Origin of the sequence: Comamonas composti DSM 21721, from assembly GCF_000429845.1 — a bacterium.
GTDB classification, from domain to species: domain Bacteria; phylum Pseudomonadota; class Gammaproteobacteria; order Burkholderiales; family Burkholderiaceae_C; genus Comamonas; species Comamonas composti.
In genome coordinates this window covers 47165-64387 of record NZ_AUCQ01000028.1, presented here as the reverse complement: position 1 = coordinate 64387, position 17223 = coordinate 47165, and the positions used below count along the sequence as shown (strand labels likewise).

Below are 17223 nucleotides of genomic sequence, written 5' to 3'. Positions count from 1 at the left end.
GACAATGGCACTGACAGAAATCAAGGTACCGGACATTGGCGACTTCGACAGCGTGGGCGTGATCGAAGTGCTGGTCAAAGTGGGTGACACCATCAAGGTGGAGCAGTCGCTGGTGACCGTGGAGTCCGACAAGGCATCGATGGAAATCCCCAGCAGCCATGCCGGCGTGCTCAAGGAGCTGCGCGTGCAACTGGGCGACAAGATCAGCGAAGGCGCGGTGATTGCCGTGCTGGAGACGGCGGCCACCGCCGAAGCGCCTGCTGCACAATCCGTAGCTGCTAGCGCTGATTCAGAAACGATTTCAGATCCAAAAGAAGCTGAAATACCCGTGGGACAAGCGCAACCAGCTCCTGAAGATGTAGCGCAACCTGCGGCACCGGCTGCTGCTGCTGCTGCTGCTTCCAGCAGTCTGGCCATCCAGATCCCCGATATCGGCGACTTCAAGGACGTGGCCGTGATCGAGATGCTGGTCAAGGTGGGCGACACCGTGACGGCCGAGCAATCGCTGTTCACCGTGGAATCCGACAAGGCGTCGATGGAAATCCCGTCGCCCGCCGCCGGCACCATCACCGCGCTGACGCTGAAGATGGGCGATACCGTGAACGTGGGCGACGTGGTCGGCCAGATGACGGTGCAGGGCGCGGCCGTTGCTGCTCCCGCTCCCGCTGCCGCAGCACCCGCTCCCGTGGCTGCAGCCCCTGTGGCCGCACCCGTTGCCGCCCCTGTGGCAGCAACAGCAGCCGTGGCGGCACCTGCTGCCCAGCCTGCCCACAACCCCACCGTGGCCCCCACGGGCGCGCTGCCTTATGCATCGCCCTCGGTGCGCAAGTTCGCCCGCGAACTGGGCGTGCCGCTGGCCGAGGTCAAGGGCTCGGGCAACAAGGGCCGTATCACGGCGGACGACGTGCAGGCCTTCACCAAGTCGGTCATGGCCGGCGCGGTGCAGACCCTGGCACAGCAGGCCGCAGCGCCCGCCAAGTCTGGCGGCGGCAACGTCGGTGGCCTGGAAGTGCTGGCCTGGCCCAAGGTGGACTTTGCCAAGTTCGGCGCCGTGGAACGCAAGGACCTGTCGCGCATCAAGAAGATCTCGGGCGCCAATCTGCACCGCAACTGGGTGATGATTCCCCACGTCACCAACAACGACGAGGCCGACATCACCGAGCTGGAAGCCTTCCGCGTGCAGACCAATGCCGAAAGCGCCAAGGCCAAGAGCGATGTCAAGGTGACCATGCTGGCCTTTGTGATCAAGGCCGTGGTCGCTGCGCTCAAGAAGTTCCCAGAGTTCAACGCCTCGCTGGATGGCGACACCCTGGTCTACAAGCAGTACTTCCACATCGGCTTTGCGGCGGACACGCCCAATGGCCTGGTGGTGCCGGTGCTCAAGGATGCCGACAAAAAGGGCATTCTGCAGATCAGCCAGGAAATGACCGAGCTGGCCAAAAAGGCCCGCGACGGCAAGCTGGGCGCGGCCGACATGCAAGGCGGCTGCTTCTCCATCTCGTCTCTGGGCGGCATTGGCGGCACCCACTTCACGCCCATCATCAACGCGCCGGAAGTGGCCATTCTGGGCCTGTCCAAGTCGGCCATGAAGCCGGTGTGGGACGGCAAACAGTTTGTGCCACGCCTGACGCTGCCGCTGTCGCTGTCGTACGACCACCGCGTCATCGACGGCGCTGCCGCTGCCCGCTTCAACGCCTACCTGGGCGCGGTGCTGGCCGACTACCGTCGCATCCTGCTGTAAACGGAGACTGATACATGGCAATCATTGATATCAAAGTCCCCGACATTGGCGACTTCGCCGAAGTGGGTGTGATCGAACTGCTGGTCAAGGTGGGCGACACCGTGGCTGTGGACCAGTCGCTGATCACCGTGGAGAGCGACAAGGCCTCCATGGAGATCCCCTCCAGCCACGCCGGCGTGGTCAAGGAAGTGAAGGTCAAGATCGGCGACAAGGTCGCCGAAGGCTCGGTCATCATCGCGCTGGAAGCGGCTGGTGAGGCAGTGGCCCCTGCGGCCGCAGCACAGGCAAGTCCGACTGCAGCGGCTGCAGCGCCCGCTGCACCTGCGCAGGCTGCTCCTGCAGCCGTAGCAGCGCCGGTGGCTGCACCTGTGGCCAGCAACTTCAGCGGCGCGGTCGATCTGGACTGCGACGTGGTGGTGCTGGGCGGCGGCCCCGGCGGCTATTCCGCCGCCTTCCGTGCGGCCGATCTGGGCCTGAAGGTGGTGCTGGTCGAGCGCTATGCCACCCTGGGCGGCGTCTGCCTGAACGTGGGTTGCATTCCGTCGAAGGCGCTGCTGCACGTGGCGGCGGTGATGGATGAGGTCAAGCACCTCGAAGTCGCAGGCGTCAAGTTCGCCGCGCCCGAGGTGAACATCGACCAGCTGCGCACCCACAAGGAAAAGGTGATTGGCAAGCTCACCGGCGGCCTGGGCCAGATGGCCAAGATGCGCAAGGTCACCGTGGTGCGTGGCTACGGCAACTTTGTCGGCGCCCACCATATCGAGGTTGAAGAAACCACGGGTGAGGGCACCGAGCGCACGGGCAGCAAAAAGGTGGTGCAGTTCAAGAACGCCATCATCGCTGCCGGCTCGCAGGCCGTGCGCCTGCCCTTTATGCCCAAGGACCCGCGCGTGGTGGATTCCACCGGCGCGCTGGAACTCAAGCAAGTGCCCAAGCGCATGCTGATTCTGGGCGGCGGCATCATCGGCCTGGAAATGGGCACGGTGTACTCCACCCTGGGCGCGCGCCTGGACGTGGTGGAAATGATGGATGGCCTGATGCAGGGCGCCGATCGTGACCTGGTCAAGATCTGGCAGAAGATGAACGCCCCGCGTTTTGACAACATCATGTTGAAGACCAAGACCGTGGGTGCCGAAGCCACGCCCGAAGGCATCAAGGTCACGTTCGCCGCAGCGGAAGAGGGCGGCACTGCCCCCGAGCCGCAAACCTATGACCTGGTGCTGCAGGCCGTGGGCCGCACGCCCAATGGCAAAAAGATTGGCGCCGACCAGGCCGGCGTGGCCGTGACCGACCGCGGCTTCATCGACGTCGACATCCAGATGCGCACCAACGTGCCCCACATCTTTGCCATCGGCGACATCGTGGGCCAGCCCATGCTGGCGCACAAGGCGGTGCACGAAGCGCACGTGGCGGCCGAAGTCATCGCTGGCGAACTGCAGGGCAACAAGGAGCTGGCATCCGCCGCCTTCAACGCCCGCGTCATCCCCAGCGTGGCCTATACCGACCCCGAAGTGGCATGGGTGGGCCTGACCGAAGACCAGGCCAAGGCCCAAGGCATCAAGGTCAAGAAGGGCCTGTTCCCCTGGGTCGCCTCCGGCCGCGCCATCGCCAACGGCCGCGACGAGGGCGTGACCAAGCTGCTGTTCGACGACTCGCCCGAGGCCCATGGCCACGGCAAGATCCTGGGTGGCGGCATTGTCGGCACCCACGCCGGCGACATGATTGGCGAGATCGCTCTGGCCATAGAAATGGGCGCAGACGCCGTGGACATCGGCAAGACCATCCACCCCCACCCAACCCTTGGCGAGTCCATCGGCATGGCGGCAGAAGTGGCGCATGGCTCCTGCACGGATGTGCCGCCGGTGCGCAAGTAAGCTCTAGAAAGCGCTGGAGCTCGCACCAAGAAAAAGGCAGCCCGAGGGCTGCCTTTGTCGTTTGGGATGGCTTCCCAGGCTGGTTGTGGCTGCGCGGGCAGCCCTTGCTTCGTCGTGGACTGAATGTGCTGAAGATATGCAGGTGCTTGCGCTCCAGCCGGTCACCAACCACCGGGCGCGTGCCGAGGCGCCTGGCGATGCCATCGCAGGCCGGTCAATGCTCGCGGTATTGCTCGCGCAACAGGTTTTTCTGCACCTTGCCCATGGTGTTGCGTGGCAGCTCGCTCACCACAAGGCAGCGCTTGGGAATCTTGAAGTTTGCCAGCCTGGTCTTGAGCGCACCGATGATGGTCTGGGCATCGAGTTCGACACCGGGTTTGGGCACGACCACGGCCACGCCGACCTCGCCGAAGTCGGCATGGGGCACGCCCACCAGTGCGCTCTCGGCCACTCCGGGCAGCTCGTTGATAAAGCCTTCGACCTCGGCCGGGTAGACGTTGTAGCCGCCCGAAATGATCAAGTCCTTGCTGCGCCCCACGATGCTTACATAGCCGCGTTCGTCGATGCGGCCCAGATCGCCGGTCTTGAACCAGCCATCGGCCGTGAACTCTTCGGCGGTCTTTTCGGGCATGCGCCAATAGCCGGAAAACACGTTGGGCCCGCGCACCTGAATGCCTCCGATCTCGCCCACAGGCAGATCCCGGCCTTCTTCATTCGTGATGCGCACCTCCACGCCTGGCAGGGCAAAGCCCACGGTGCCCGCTTTGCGTTCGGACTGGCCGTCATGGCGCTTGTCAGGGCCATAGGGGTTGGAGGTCAGCATGATGGTCTCGCTCATGCCGTAGCGCTCCAGAATCACCTGGCCCGTGCGCTGCTGCCACTCGCCATGGGTTTCGACGAGCATCGGGGCCGAGCCGGAGATGAAGAGCCGCATATGGCTTGCGGCTTCTCGCGTCAGCCTGGCATCGGCCAGCATGCGCACATACAGCGTGGGCACACCCATGAATACCGTGGCCCTTTGCATGCTGTCGATCACGGCCCCGGGCTCGAACCTGGAAAACCAGATCATGGGGCTGCCATTGAGCATGGCCCCATGCAGGGCAACGAACAGGCCATGCACATGGAAGATGGGCAGGGCATGGATCAGCACATCGTCTTTCTGCCAGCCCCAGTAATCCTTGAGAGTCTGGGCATTGGAGAGCAGATTGCCATGGCTGAGCATGGCGCCCTTGCTGCGCCCCGTCGTGCCGCTGGTGTAGAGAATCGCTGCCAGGTCATCGGCCTTTCTGGCCACGCATTGCTGGGCGTCGCTGTGGTGCATGGCGCGCTCGAGCAGGCTGCCCGTGCGGTCATCGCCGAGTGTGTAGACATGGCCTACGCCCGAGGTGAACGCAATCTTCGACACCCAGCCGAAGTTGGCTGGCGTGCAGACCACGACCGCAGGCTCGGCATTGGTGATGAAGTATTCGATCTCGGCACTTTGGTAGGCCGTATTGAGCGGCAGAAACACATGGCCGGCGCGCAGCGTGGCCAGGTACAGCATCACGGCTTCCACGGACTTCTCGACCTGCACGGCAATACGGCTGCCCGCGGGTAATTGCAGCGAGGCCAGCAGATTGGCCATGCGTGCGCTCGCGCGGTCCAGATCGCGCCAGCTGTAGTGGAGCGGCTCGCCGCTGGCCGATGTCGTCTCTATGGCGATCTGGTCAAGATCCTCGGGAAAAGCCGCGCGCAGTGCTTCAAAAAGATTTTGTGAGTTCATAAAAGAATCAGGTCAGGTTCTTGAAATCAGGTTTGCGTTTGGCAATAAAGGCCTCTATGCCTTCGCGATGCTCGTGACTGTCGGCATAGCCATAGGGATTGCTCTGGCCATCGACGAGTGCCTGCATGGCCGAGTTCGTGTGTACGCTTTGCAAATCCCTCAGGGTCTGCTTGTTCAGACGAGCCGCCCCTGGCGCCAGGGCGGCTATGCGCAGCGCTGTCTCCTGCACTTGTGCCGCCAGCTCTTCGGGCGCGAGCACATGGCTCAGAAAGCCGCGCTCCAGCATTTGCCGGGCACTGAAGCTCGCTGCCTCCAGCAGCATTTGTCTGGCTGTGAGATCGCCGACGGCCCGGGCAACAAGCTGAGCCTCGCGCGGGGCCATGGGAAAGCCCAGCCTGGCAATTGGAGCGCCGAAGCGTGCATCCTCCGATGCCAGGCGTATGTCGCAGCAACTGGCGATTTCCACGCCTGCCCCCATGCAGGCACCGGCGATGCTGGCGACGATGGGTACGTCGCAGGCCTGCATGGCAGCTAGGCCGCCCCAGACATCAGTTTCATGAAATGCGCGCAGTTGCACCGGGTCGAAGCGAAAGTCCGGGTATTCGGAGATGTCCCCGCCTGCGCAGAAAGCCTGACCCTGTCCTTGCACGATGACGCAGCGCACATCGCTGCGCCGCTGCACATCCTCGAAGACCGCGCGCAACTGGCGCCACATGGGGCGGGACATGGCGTTCAGGCGCCCCTCGTGATGCAGCGTGACCTGCAGCACACCATGCTGCTGCCCCATGCCATCAGCCCAATACGTGACCACCTCTGCCGACATGGCTCTCTCTTTCTTCTTCATGAAACGATTGATTTTTTGCTGCCTGTCCGGGCCTATTCGAGCCTGGCGCCCGAAGCCTGGACCACCTGAGCCCAGCGCTTGATCTCGGCCGAGACAAAGGCCGCGAACTGGGGCTGGCCCATGCTGCCGAACTCGGCTCCGTTGCCGGCCCAGATGCTCTTGATCTCCTCGGCCGAGCCCAGCTTGCGCACTTCTTCTGCGATGCGCGCCTGCAGGTCCGCCGGTGTGCCCTTGGGCGCCCAGAGCCCGTACCAGGTGGACACAGTGTAGTCGGGCAGACCCGCCTCGGCCGCGCAGGGCACGTCGGGGAAGGCGCTGTTGCGACTGCTGCCTGAGACCATCAAAGCCTTGATGCGCTTGCCCTTGATGTGGCCAGCCGAGGAGCCCAGTCCGTCGAACATCATGTCCACATTGCCACCTATCAGGTCCTGCAGGGCCGGGCCTGCGCCGCGATAAGGAATATGGGTGATGAAGGTCCCGGTCTGCATCTTGAACAGCTCGCCCGCGAGATGGTGGGAGCTGCCAGTGCCTGCCGAGCCGTAATTGAGCTTGCCTGGATTGGCCTTGAGGAACTCCAGCAACTGCCGGATGTTGCCGGCCGTGACCTTGCGCGGATTGACCACCAGGACCTGGGGTACGCTGGCCAGCAAGGCCAGGGGGATAAAGTCCTTCTCAAGGTCGTAATCGAGCTTGGGATACATGGACGGTGCAATCACATGGTGGGTGCCGCCCATGAGCAGCATATAGCCGTCGCCATGGGCCTTGGCTGCATAACTGGCCCCCAGCGTGCCGCCCGCACCACCACGGTTGTCGATGATCAGCGGCTTGCCCGTGGATTTGGCGAACTGCGCGGCCAGGGGGCGCGCAAAGGCATCTGTTCCTCCTCCTGCGGGAAAGGGGACGACCAGATTGACCGGCTTGGCGGGCCAGGCGGTCTGCGCCTGAAGCAGGCCCGGCGCCAGCCCCAGGCTGGCCCCCAGGCCCGCCATGCTCTTGAGCAGCGTTCGTCTTTGCATACCTGTGTTTTTCATCTTGCCTCCTGTGGTTATGGTTGTAATGAAAAGCGCAATCTGCATTCTTCAGGACCAGTTCAGTCGAGACAGAGACCTTCTATCTCCGTGGACACCGGCACCTGTCCCTGGGCGAGCTGGCTGCGGTGCTTGTCCAGACGCTTGAGGTCGTAGAGGTAGTTGACCATGAGGCCGCATGACTGCTTCAGCCCCTTGGGCGAGGGGTCGCCTGCCCAGTTCAGACGCTCCACACGTGCGCCATTGCCGAGGTGAAAGCGGGCCACGGGGTCCAGCGGACGCCCTTCCTGCAGGCCCCGGCCCAGATACTGGGCGGCACATTGCAGCAGCAACTGGCGCAGCGGCGATTTGGACTCCCACTCCAAAGCCTTGTCTGCGGCCTGCATCACCTGGGCTGCAAGCTCCTTGCGGTTGCCTGCGTCGGCCGCAAGCAGCCGTGCCAGCTCGCCAAGCTGCTTGTCTGCAAGACGGTCTAGGCAATGCGCCAGGTTCTTGCCCAGCCAGGATCGAAAGCCCGGAATGGGCGACAAGGTTGCAAACACGCGCAGTTTGGGAAATTCTTTCTTCAAGGTCTCCACCACATGCTTGATCAAGGAGTTGCCAAAGCTCACGCCACGCAAGCCAGTCTGGGTGTTGCTGATGGAATAGAAGATTGCGGTCGTGGCCTTGGCCAGGTCCGCAGGCGCGGCGGACTCGTCCAGCAAGGGCGTGATGGACTCAGAGATCCTGTCCTCCAGTGCGACCTCGACAAAGATCAGCGGCTCGTTGGGCAGGTTGGGATGAAAAAAGCCATAGCAGCGCCGGTCACTGTCCAGCCGGTTCTTGAGATCGGACCAACTGCGGATATCGTGCACGGCCTCGTACTTGATGAGCTTTTCAATCAAAGAAGCCGGCGAGTCCCAGGACAGGCGGCGAAGCTCCAGAAAGGCCACATCGAACCATGTGGAGAACAAATGCTCGAGTTCGGCGTCCAGCGCCAGCAGGCGTTTGTCGGTCTTGAGCTCGCGCAGCAATTCGGCCCGCATGTCGACCAGAAAGCGCATGCCACCCTGAGGCACGGCAAAGCGCTGCAGCAAGCGTGTACGCGGCGATACCATGGCGCGGCGCAGGCCGATCTCGGCCTGGCCCTGTTCGGATGTGCCCGCTGCTGCCTCATAGCGCTCGCGTGCCGTGCGCATGCGCTCAGCATCCGGCATGAATTGCTCGCACATCAGCAGCCACAGATCTCGCCGCTGCTCGGGCTCGGCCTTGGCATACCAGGCAATCAAGAGCTCGGCACTGCGCCCGCCTTCGAGTTCGCTGACCTCCGGTGCGGCCACGGCCTGAAGATCATTCAGCAGCCGACGCAGGGCACGCGGCGCCAGGGCTTCCTGACCACGGCGCAGCGTGGCATCCAGGCGCTGCTGGGTGCTCCGCGGCGCCTGCGGCTTGGGGGCGACTTTCTCATCGGCAGGCGTATCGGTGCTGCGCAGGCGGGAGACGCTGCGCGAAATCCAGGAGCTGGCGGTATTCATGGCGAGATACGGGATTGGTGGTTGCGGGCAACTTCGCTCAGCGCCTCGCGCTGGCGCAGAAGATGGTTTTGCATGGCGGCATCGGCCGCCTGGGCATCACGCTGCTTGAGCGCTGCGAACACCTGCAGGTGCTCGGCCAGACTTGCCTGGAGGCGGCCCGGAGCATGCAACTGGCGCAACCGGGCCAGCAGCAAAATTCTGCGCAGCCCGCCGATGACCTGGGCCAGCCAGCGATTGTCGGCCAGCGTGATCAAGGCCTCGTGGATGGTGCGGTTGACTTCGTAATACTCGGTAATCGAGCCTTGCTGCGCATGGCGTACCAGACGTTCATGCAGCACCTCGAGAGCCGCCACATCGGCCGCGCCTGCGCGCTTCGTGGCCTCAAAGGCCGCTCGGCCTTCGAGCAAGGCAATGACGGGAAAGATTTCGTCCAGATCGCGCTCCGTGACTTCGCTCACAAAGCACCCCCGGCGCGGCTCGTGGCGCAGCAATCCTTCGGCGACCAGCACCTTCAGAGCCTCGCGCAACGGCGTGCGCGATATAGCCAGGCGCTCGCACAGAACCGGCTCGTCCACGAAGCTGCCAGGCTCCAGCCAGCCCTCGAAAATCTGGGTTCGCAGCCGGGCTGCGACCTCGTCGTGCAGGGATTGGTTTACCGGGCGCATGAGGGCAGGTCGATCATCAACAGATAGAAGTAGAGGTGAGCCAGCTCAAATCTTCCACGTCGCCATTTGCACTGAAATCAAGGCAAAAGCATTGAATGACATTTCTTTTGCCATTATTTCCTGTAATTATGAAGTGAGGTCGAATTTTTGCAAGATGGAGGCGAAAAAAATCCTCCTGATTTACCCGTAAAAAAAGCGTCCTGGCCAGGCCAGGACGCTGCTATGAAAAAAGTAGTTCATGCGCTTGCCAGGCAAGCGCTGCACAGGGTTTCTCTGTGTTTTCAATGCGGGGTCTGAGGCTGTTTTTCGGCCCAGGCCCAAAGTCCCATGCCAAACAAGACCATGGGCACGCAGAGCCACTGTCCCATGCTCATGCCCAGAGACAGCAGGCCCAGAAAATCATCCGGTTCGCGAAAGTACTCGGCCACGAAGCGCAGCAGGCCATAGCCCATGAGAAAGACGGCGGCGACCTGGCCCCGCTTGTGCTCTTTTCTTGCATACAACCACAGCAGCACGAACAGCAGCAGGCCTTCGAGCAGGAACTGGTAGATCTGCGAAGGGTGACGCGGCTGCATGGAGCCACTTTGCGGAAAGACCATGGCCCAGGGCAGCTCGGGACTTGCAAACCGCCCCCAGAGCTCGCCGTTGATGAAGTTGCCAACGCGCCCTGCAGCCAGACCCGTGGGAACACAGGGCGCCACGAAGTCGGCCACTTCCAGCCAGTGCCGGGCACGCGAGCGCGCAAACCACAGCATGGAGGCGACCACGCCCACGAGTCCTCCGTGAAAGCTCATGCCGCCTTGCCAGACGAAGAAAATTTCCAGCGGGTGGCTCAGGTAGTAGCCTGGCTTGTAGAACAGGCAATAGCCCAGGCGTCCCCCCACGACCACGCCGAGCACGCCCAGGAACAAGATGTCCTCCACGTCCTTGCGTGTCCAGGCCCTGTCGGCGCTCATGCGCGAGAAGGGCGGATGCTTGAGGCGCAAGGTGCCCAGCCATAAAAAAAGGCCGAAAGCGGCCAGATAGGTCAGCCCGTACCAATGCACGGACACGGGGCCGATCTGCAGGGCCACGGGATTGATCTGGGGATACATCAGCATCCCGGCATTGTGCCGCAGACCAGCCGGGCAAAGTCCCGAATGGCCTGCTGCTTCAGCGATGCGAGCGCATCATCAGGAGGTCGTCTCGCCGACGATGCGCCAGGCATCGCCCTCGCGCTTCATGCGCAATGTCTTGTGGACCGAATCCTTGACCACGCCCGAAGCGTAATCCTGCCGGAAGCGTGCACTGGCCGTGTCGCCCTGAACCGAAACCTTGACCTCATGGATCTTCACCGTGATGTCTGGCCTGCCCACGATGCGCTGTCTGCGCTGGATCTTCCACTTGTCGAGGGACAGTCCGCCGGCCGGCACAAACTGTTCGCTGTAGGCGCCCAGATAGCTTTCCAGGTCCTGGCTTTCCCAGGCTCTGGCCCAACGGGTCACCACGCTCTTGATCTGCTCGACATCAGGGCTGGGGGCAGCCTCTTGCACAACAGGCGAGGCTGGCGGCTCCTTGGCTGCGATTGCCGAGGAGCCGCTTTGCGGAGAAGGTGCCGGCTGGCTGGCTGCAGGCGCGTCTTTGGTGCGGGCCGACAAGGCCTGCTGGTCAATGTCTCCACCGGGCAAAAGTCTGGAGAGTTGGGCGAATTTGGGCTCCAGCGCCTTGTTCGATGCATCGAGCTCCAGGGACTTGCCATACAGCTCGGCTGCCATGCGCACATACAAGTCACCGAGGTTTTCGTAGGCCGTGGGGTAGCCGGGGCTTACGCGAATGGCCTTCTCCAGTACCTCCACGGCCTTTTGATCCTGGCCCTGGGCCGCATACAGCACGGCCAGATTGTTGTAGGGCTCGGGCAGATTCGGGTGGTCACGCGTGAGCTCGGTGAAGATCTTGATGGCACGCTCGGACTTGTGCTGCTCTGCAGCGATCAGGCCTTGCATGAAGCGCATCTGCACATCGCCTGGATTGGCCCGCAAGTAGTTGTCCACCTTGGTGCTCGCCTGCTCCACCCTGCCTTCATTGAGCAGGCGTGAAATTTCGCCAGCCTCGTCAGCGCTTGCCAGCGACAGACCCGAGGCAAGACCCAGGGCCATGATGCACAAAAGCCGGTTCAGCTTGAAACGCGCAGGCGAAGAGGCGGGAGAGAAGGCAGGGGTCATCAGCATTTCTTGTTTTCCAGGCACAGAGGCTTCAATTAAAAATGACCAGCCCGAAACTGGCAGCAGCCATTTGAAGCACGCTCTGAGAATGCAACAAATTCTACAAGAGCCTGTTCGCCAGGATCGCCACAGAATCAGAGCCTTCAACTTGCTTGATGCAGGTTCAGCAATATCGGAGAAGCTGCGGCCTCACGATATGGGCGGCCGCGAGCCCATGATCCGGCTGCAGTTCAGCTGTGGCAGCGACGGAGATCGTGAACACGCTCTGAGGGCTGAACCGGGTGGGGTGCAGGATTTTTTGCCTGTTTTTTGAGCGCTTGTCATGACCTGGTTACAAATCAATGACTTGCACCGCTTATCCAGGGGTGGAGGGGAGTTGTTCACAAGCTTGTGCAGGCAGAGCTGGGATAAGTTTCTGCGGATGAATGCAGGTGTGCTTAAAAAACATGCAAAGTAGGAAAATTATTTTAAAACAATGACTTAAATCATGTCTCCCGCTGTTGTTCAAGCTTGTCCACAAGCTTGTCAGTCAAAAATGGGGAAAACCCCTGCTCGGACTGAACAAGTCACCTGAGCTACGGCAAGGCCGGTTCACAGCGTCTACATTCTGGGGGCCTGGGCTGCAGCATGTGAGCTGGCCCGAAGGTAGAACAACAAGGAGTGAAACGAATGGAGATCGACTTCAAGGGCCGCGTGGCCATCGTGACGGGTGCGGGCGGTGGCCTGGGTCGCCTGCATGCGCTGGCGCTGGCAGCGCGCGGCGCCAAGGTGCTGGTGAACGATCTGGGCGGAGCCCTGGATGGCAGCGGCGGATCGGCGAGTGCGGCTCAGAAAGTGGTGGACGAGATCCGCGCCGCAGGTGGCGAGGCTCTGGCCAATGGTGCTTCGGTGACCGATTTCGCGGCCGTGCAGGCCATGGTTCAGCAGGCGGTCGATGCCTGGGGCCGCGTGGACATTCTGGTCAACAACGCCGGCATCTTGCGTGACAAGAGCTTTGCCAAGATGGAGATGGAGGACTTCCGTCTCGTCGTCGACGTACACCTGATGGGCGCAGCCCATTGCTGCAAGGCCGTGTGGCCCCACATGCAGGCCCAGAATTACGGGCGCATCGTGATGACCACGTCCTCGACGGGCTTGTATGGAAACTTCGGCCAGGCCAATTACGGTGCGGCCAAGCTGGCCCAGGTGGGCTTGATGCAGACCCTGGCCATAGAGGGGGCCAAGTACGGCATTCATGTGAACGCACTCGCGCCCACGGCTGCCACGCGCATGACCGAAGGGCTGATGCCCGAACAGGTGCTGGCTGCGCTCAAGCCCGAGGCCGTGGTGCCGGCCATGCTGGTGCTGGCTCATGAGAGTGCTCCTACACGCACCACGCTGTGCGCGGGCGCGGGAGGCTTTGAAGCTGCCCACATCACGCTGACCCAAGGTGTTTACCTGGGACTGGGTGAGCAGGTGCCCGAGCAACTGGCAGCGAGTCTGGCCCAGGTGGTGGCGCGCGAGGGCGAGCAGGTTCCGGCCAGCGGCGCGGCCCAGGGTACGCTAGAAGTCGGCAAGGCCATGTCCGCCGCTTAAAACACGTTCTAAGCGTTTGGGCGGTTGGTTTGCCCTGCGTCCCGGCACCCAGAAAAGGCCAGGGAAATAGGCCGACAGTGAACTGGCAAGTCAACTGGCAAATGCATTGGCAAGCGAACTGGCATTTGTGCGAGGTGTTTTCCTTGGAGCGTGTTCACGCTCTCAGGTCCATGTCTGGCAAAGCAGGGCGCTTGCATTCCCGCCACAATGCCCTCAGAACGTGTTTACGATCTCCTCGGTGCCGCGCCAGTGTCTTTGCGGGATGGGATGCAAGGCGCGACACCGCAGCAATAGCCGTGCTATTGCGAGGATTCGCAACGCTGCAGACCGCCCGCAAAGGCACTGGCCCCAAGGGTTGGAGCGAAATCGGGCGATTTCTTCGCGCTGGCCCTTGCTTGCACCCCGGTGCAAGCTGTGCCCCATCGCTTTGAACTCATCCCGATTGCGCTCCAACGCGGCAGCGTAGAGATCGTAAACACGTTCTCAGGTTTCGGCCTGCGGGCATTTTTTCTGGGGCTTTGCGGCCCTGGTGCAGACCAACGCTGACATATTCCTTTCGGATTCGCGCAAGGCGGGCCGTGCAACAGGCCAAAACCAGTGGTTAAACGGCGGGCTGCTCTCGCACTGTTCCGGGTTTCTCTATCATGCGGGGCGTTTGGGTCGGGCCTTGCCTTCGGCCTCCATCAACAAATCGGTAAACCAGAATGAAGATATCGCAGGCGCCCATGGCGATCCCCGATTCCGATAGGCTTAAAGGCATTCGCCGAGGCATAGAAAAAGAAGGGCTGCGTGTGCAGCCCTCTGGTTCTTTGGCCCTGACTCCGCATCCGCTGGCGCTGGGAGCGGCGCTGACCCATCCCCATATCACCACCGATTACAGCGAATCCCAGATCGAGCTGATCACGGGTGCGCGCCTGGGCGTTGAGGAATGTCTGGACGAGCTGGTGCATATCCATCAGTTCGTGCTGCGCACGCTCAAGGAGCAGGGCGGGGAGATGCTGTGGGCATCGAGCATGCCCTGCCAGTTGCCCACGGATGAGACCATTCCGCTGGCCCGCTATGGCTCTTCGCATTCGGGGCGCTCCAAAAGCGTTTACCGCATGGGCCTGGGCCATCGCTACGGGCGGCGCATGCAGACCATCTCGGGCATCCACTACAACTGGTCCCTGCCGGGGGTGAGCAGCAGCGAGTACTTCTCGCTGATCCGCAACTTTCGCCGCCACGCCTTCGTGCTGCTGTACCTGTACGGTGCCTCGCCCGCGCTGTGCCCCTGTTTTGTGCAGGGGCGCGAGCACAGGCTGCAGCGTCTGGGCAGCGAGGGCCAGGCGCTTTATCTGCCGCATGCGACTTCGCTGCGCATGGGGCGGCTGGGTTATCAAAGCGATGCCCAGGCCAGCATCAATGTGAGCTACAACGGCCTGCAAGGATATGCGGACTCCCTGCATGAGGCGCTGACCCGGGCATACCCCGCCTATGAGCAGCTGGGTGTGCGCAATCCCGGCGGCGACTACAACCAGCTGGGCACGGGCCTTTTGCAGATCGAGAACGAGTTCTACGGCACGATCCGCCCCAAGCGCACGGTCAGTCGGGGCGAGCGCCCGCTGCATGCGCTGCGCGAGCGCGGTGTCGAGTATGTGGAAGTGCGGCTCATGGATCTCGATCCCTTCGAGCAGGTCGGCATTGCCGCGCCCACTATGCGCATGCTCGATGTGTTCCTGCTGCACTGCCTCATGAGCGACAGCCCGCCGGACACGCCCGAGGAAATCGCCGAGCTCAAGCACAACCAGCACCTGACGGCCGAGCGCGGCCGCGAGCCTGGCTTGATGCTGCTGCGCGGCGGCCGCGAAATCGGTCTGCGTGACTGGGCGCAGGAGGTGCTCGCCCAATGCCAGCCTTTTGCTCTGGCCCTGGACAGGGCCCATGACTGCGAAGACTACAGCCAGGCTCTGGCCCAGGCCCTGGCACGTGTCGAGCAGCCGGTGCAAACGCCTTCGGCACGCGTGCTCGAACAGATCATCGGGCTTTATGGCAACAGCTTTGCGCGTTTTGCACTGGCGAGCTCCGAACATTCGCGCGACAGCCTGCTGGCCCTGCCCTGGAGCGGCGAGCAGCAGCAGCGCTTCGAGCAGTGGGCAGCCCAGTCCCTACAGGAGCAAAGGGATATGGAGGTCGCCGATGCGCAGGGCGGTCTGGATTTCGAGCAGTGGCGTCAGCGCTATATGTCGGCTGCCAACCTGCTGTGAGTCAGGCAGGGGCCAGAGCCCGCTCGGCGTCCTCGCACCAGAACTGCAGGGCGTCGTAATAGCCTTCCCAGACACAGCCGTTGCAGCCGCGCCCGCAGCAGCTCGTGGGCTCGGGCGGCGGAGCACGCAGTGCCTGCTGGACCTGGGCGGCGCGCTGCTGCCAGGTTGCGATGCGGGCCCTGGCCTGGTCCAGAGGGCTGGCCTGCACGGCGGCTAATCCTTGCCGCGCGCGGCCTTGCGGCGCGCGAACAGCAATACAAAGGCCGTGCCCAGCAGCAGCGCAAACCAGCCCACGATATGGGACTGGGCCAGTATCTGGGTCATGCCGCTGGGGGCCATGAAGCGCGGTGCAAGCAGGATCACCAGACCGATGATGGCGCAGGTCAGGCCCTTGATCAGCAGTTCGTTGTCGGCCTTGCGCGAGGTTTTGCGGGAAGAGGGGGTATCGGACAAGGACATGGCTGCGGTTTCCGGTGAGAAAATCAGCTGCCGATTATGCTTGCGCTCCCGAGAGCCTGCCGGCCAGGGACAATAGGCGCCGCAGCGCTCTGCGATCAGGCCCCGCCCCAGGCCTTTCCCCTGAAGGGCGAACGAGCAAGGGCAGTGGCCCAGCGTATAAGGCCGGCGCGGCCCAGGCTCGTGACAGCGAGCAGGGGCCGTTTCTTGCGCTGAGGCTGTCGTCCTCCCTTGGGGAGCGAGCGGCAAAGCCGCTCAGGACGCTATCCCATTTCATGAAGGTTTTTTCAATGGCCATCCAGTGGTTCCCAGGTCATATGCATCTCACGCGCAAGGCGATTGCCGAGCGCGTCAAGGAAATCGATGTGGTCATCGAAGTGCTGGACGCACGCCTGCCCGGCTCCAGCGCCAATCCCTTGCTGCAGGAGCTTACCGACCACAAGCCGAGGCTGAAGGTGCTCAACAAGCAGGATCTGGCCGACCCCGAGCGCACCCTGCTATGGCTGGACTGGTACAACGCCCAGAGCCAGACCCGGGCGATTGCGCTCGATGCGTCCGAGCCCGCGCCCACGCGCCGGCTCATCGAGCAGTGCAAGCTGCTCGCGCCCCAGCGCGGCGGCATGGCCAAGCCCATGCGCGTGCTGATCTGCGGCGTGCCGAATGCAGGCAAGTCCACGCTGATCAATTCCATGAGTGGCAAAAAACAGGCCAAGACCGGCGATGAGGCCGGCATCACCAAGCTGGAGCAGCGCATCGTGCTGGCCGACGACTTCTATCTGTGGGATACGCCCGGCATGCTGTGGCCGCGCATCATCGTCGAGCAAAGCGGCTACAACCTCGCAGCCAGCGGCGCCGTGGGCCGCAATGCCTATGACGAGGAGCTGGTGGCACTGGAGTTGCTGTCCTATCTGCAAAAGAGCTACGGGGCACGGCTGGAGGCACGCTACAAGCTGGGCCTGGGCGAGCAGCGGATTGCGCAACTGCATGATGACGAACTGCTCGAAGCCATTGGCCGCAAGCGCGGCGCCATGATGGGGGGAGGGCGGGTCAATGTGCAAAAGGCGGCCGAGCTGGTGCTCACGGACTTTCGCGCCCACAACCTGGGCTGCATCACGCTGGAGACACCGGCCGAATTCGAGCAATGGCTGGCTGCAGGCCAGGCCAGGGATGCCGAGCGCCAGGCACGCAAGGACGCAATGAAGGCGCGCAAAAAGCCTGCACGCGAGGCGCGCTGATCGGCCTGGGTCTGCTGCGCGCGGGCGTCCATCCCCATTGCGTGATCAAGGTTGTTGGTATCTGCAATCCGGGAAATCGTTCAGA

Annotated in this window: 15 protein-coding genes; 6 read left to right on the top strand and 9 right to left on the bottom strand. The window is 62.7% G+C overall.

Going from position 1 to position 17223, the window contains the following annotated elements; translation table 11 throughout:
* The first annotated feature begins 4 nt into the window (after positions 1–4).
* Positions 5–1741 (top strand): dihydrolipoyllysine-residue acetyltransferase, encoded by a 1737-nt coding sequence (gene aceF, locus G486_RS0113855; protein ID WP_027016079.1) that lies wholly within the window; start codon positions 5–7, stop codon positions 1739–1741.
* A 14-nt stretch (positions 1742–1755) separates the two neighbouring features.
* Positions 1756–3615 (top strand): dihydrolipoyl dehydrogenase, encoded by a 1860-nt coding sequence (gene lpdA, locus G486_RS0113850; RefSeq protein WP_027016078.1) that lies wholly within the window; start codon positions 1756–1758, stop codon positions 3613–3615.
* A 214-nt stretch (positions 3616–3829) separates the two neighbouring features.
* On the opposite strand, the gene G486_RS0113845 is transcribed toward lpdA, so the two are convergent.
* From G486_RS0113845 to G486_RS0113815, 7 genes are all read right to left on the bottom strand, one after another.
* The gene (locus G486_RS0113845; RefSeq protein ID WP_027016077.1) at positions 3830–5377 is read right to left on the bottom strand and encodes a malonate--CoA ligase; all 1548 of its coding nucleotides are present in this window, start codon (positions 5375–5377) and stop codon (positions 3830–3832) included.
* A gap of 7 nt (positions 5378–5384) precedes the next feature.
* Positions 5385–6200, bottom strand: a complete 816-nt coding sequence (locus tag G486_RS0113840; RefSeq protein WP_027016076.1) for an enoyl-CoA hydratase/isomerase family protein — start codon at positions 6198–6200, stop codon at positions 5385–5387.
* 53 nt (positions 6201–6253) lie between these two features.
* The gene (locus G486_RS0113835) at positions 6254–7252 is read right to left on the bottom strand and encodes a Bug family tripartite tricarboxylate transporter substrate binding protein (RefSeq protein ID WP_027016075.1); all 999 of its coding nucleotides are present in this window, start codon (positions 7250–7252) and stop codon (positions 6254–6256) included.
* Positions 7253–7311: 59 nt separating this feature from the next.
* Positions 7312–8763: a malonyl-CoA decarboxylase gene (locus G486_RS0113830; RefSeq protein ID WP_027016074.1), complete on the bottom strand. Its 1452-nt coding sequence runs from the start codon at positions 8761–8763 to the stop codon at positions 7312–7314.
* Entirely contained in the window at positions 8760–9428 is a 669-nt protein-coding gene (locus tag G486_RS0113825; protein ID WP_027016073.1) for a GntR family transcriptional regulator, read from the bottom strand. Before G486_RS0113825 ends, G486_RS0113830 begins: the two co-directional genes overlap by 4 nt.
* 281 nt (positions 9429–9709) lie before the next feature.
* Positions 9710–10528 (bottom strand): prolipoprotein diacylglyceryl transferase, encoded by an 819-nt coding sequence (gene lgt / locus G486_RS0113820; protein WP_027016072.1) that lies wholly within the window; start codon positions 10526–10528, stop codon positions 9710–9712.
* A gap of 72 nt (positions 10529–10600) precedes the next feature.
* Positions 10601–11635, bottom strand: a complete 1035-nt coding sequence (locus G486_RS0113815; protein ID WP_051303524.1) for a nuclear transport factor 2 family protein — start codon at positions 11633–11635, stop codon at positions 10601–10603.
* A gap of 82 nt (positions 11636–11717) precedes the next feature.
* On the opposite strand from G486_RS0113815, the gene G486_RS24315 reads away from it, so the two are divergent.
* From G486_RS24315 to gshA, 3 genes are all read left to right on the top strand, one after another.
* A complete protein-coding gene (locus G486_RS24315) occupies positions 11718–11942 on the top strand; it encodes a hypothetical protein (RefSeq protein ID WP_027016070.1) in 225 nt (74 codons plus the stop codon).
* Between the two features lie 356 nt (positions 11943–12298).
* On the top strand, positions 12299–13204 hold the full coding sequence (locus G486_RS0113805; RefSeq protein WP_027016069.1) for an SDR family oxidoreductase: 906 nt from the start codon (positions 12299–12301) through the stop codon (positions 13202–13204).
* A 704-nt stretch (positions 13205–13908) separates the two neighbouring features.
* Positions 13909–15447: a glutamate--cysteine ligase gene (gene gshA / locus G486_RS0113800; protein ID WP_027016068.1), complete on the top strand. Its 1539-nt coding sequence runs from the start codon at positions 13909–13911 to the stop codon at positions 15445–15447.
* 1 nt (position 15448) lies between these two features.
* Here gshA and G486_RS0113795 read toward each other — a convergent pair whose 3' ends face one another.
* Positions 15449–15655, bottom strand: coding sequence for an oxidoreductase-like domain-containing protein (locus G486_RS0113795; protein ID WP_027016067.1), 207 nt, complete (start codon positions 15653–15655; stop codon positions 15449–15451).
* Between the two features lie 5 nt (positions 15656–15660).
* Positions 15661–15906, bottom strand: a complete 246-nt coding sequence (locus G486_RS0113790; protein ID WP_027016066.1) for a hypothetical protein — start codon at positions 15904–15906, stop codon at positions 15661–15663.
* 287 nt (positions 15907–16193) lie between these two features.
* Here G486_RS0113790 and ylqF point away from each other — a divergent pair, with 287 nt between their 5' ends.
* Positions 16194–17138, top strand: a complete 945-nt coding sequence (ylqF, locus tag G486_RS0113785; RefSeq protein ID WP_027016065.1) for a ribosome biogenesis GTPase YlqF — start codon at positions 16194–16196, stop codon at positions 17136–17138.
* The last annotated feature ends 85 nt before the right edge of the window (positions 17139–17223 follow it).

What these genes read in the sequence shown, in the direction of transcription:
- aceF (WP_027016079.1), top strand. Translation starts at nt 5, where the DNA reads ATGGCACTGACAGAAATCAAGGTACCGGACATTGGCGACTTCGACAGC.
- lpdA (WP_027016078.1), top strand. Translation starts at nt 1,756, where the DNA reads ATGGCAATCATTGATATCAAAGTCCCCGACATTGGCGACTTCGCCGAA.
- G486_RS0113845 (WP_027016077.1), bottom strand. Translation starts at nt 5,377, where the DNA reads ATGAACTCACAAAATCTTTTTGAAGCACTGCGCGCGGCTTTTCCCGAG.
- G486_RS0113840 (WP_027016076.1), bottom strand. Translation starts at nt 6,200, where the DNA reads ATGTCGGCAGAGGTGGTCACGTATTGGGCTGATGGCATGGGGCAGCAG.
- G486_RS0113835 (WP_027016075.1), bottom strand. Translation starts at nt 7,252, where the DNA reads ATGAAAAACACAGGTATGCAAAGACGAACGCTGCTCAAGAGCATGGCG.
- G486_RS0113830 (WP_027016074.1), bottom strand. Translation starts at nt 8,763, where the DNA reads ATGAATACCGCCAGCTCCTGGATTTCGCGCAGCGTCTCCCGCCTGCGC.
- G486_RS0113825 (WP_027016073.1), bottom strand. Translation starts at nt 9,428, where the DNA reads ATGCGCCCGGTAAACCAATCCCTGCACGACGAGGTCGCAGCCCGGCTG.
- lgt (WP_027016072.1), bottom strand. Translation starts at nt 10,528, where the DNA reads ATGCTGATGTATCCCCAGATCAATCCCGTGGCCCTGCAGATCGGCCCC.
- G486_RS0113815 (WP_051303524.1), bottom strand. Translation starts at nt 11,635, where the DNA reads ATGCTGATGACCCCTGCCTTCTCTCCCGCCTCTTCGCCTGCGCGTTTC.
- G486_RS24315 (WP_027016070.1), top strand. Translation starts at nt 11,718, where the DNA reads ATGCAACAAATTCTACAAGAGCCTGTTCGCCAGGATCGCCACAGAATC.
- G486_RS0113805 (WP_027016069.1), top strand. Translation starts at nt 12,299, where the DNA reads ATGGAGATCGACTTCAAGGGCCGCGTGGCCATCGTGACGGGTGCGGGC.
- gshA (WP_027016068.1), top strand. Translation starts at nt 13,909, where the DNA reads ATGAAGATATCGCAGGCGCCCATGGCGATCCCCGATTCCGATAGGCTT.
- G486_RS0113790 (WP_027016066.1), bottom strand. Translation starts at nt 15,906, where the DNA reads ATGTCCTTGTCCGATACCCCCTCTTCCCGCAAAACCTCGCGCAAGGCC.
- ylqF (WP_027016065.1), top strand. Translation starts at nt 16,194, where the DNA reads ATGGCCATCCAGTGGTTCCCAGGTCATATGCATCTCACGCGCAAGGCG.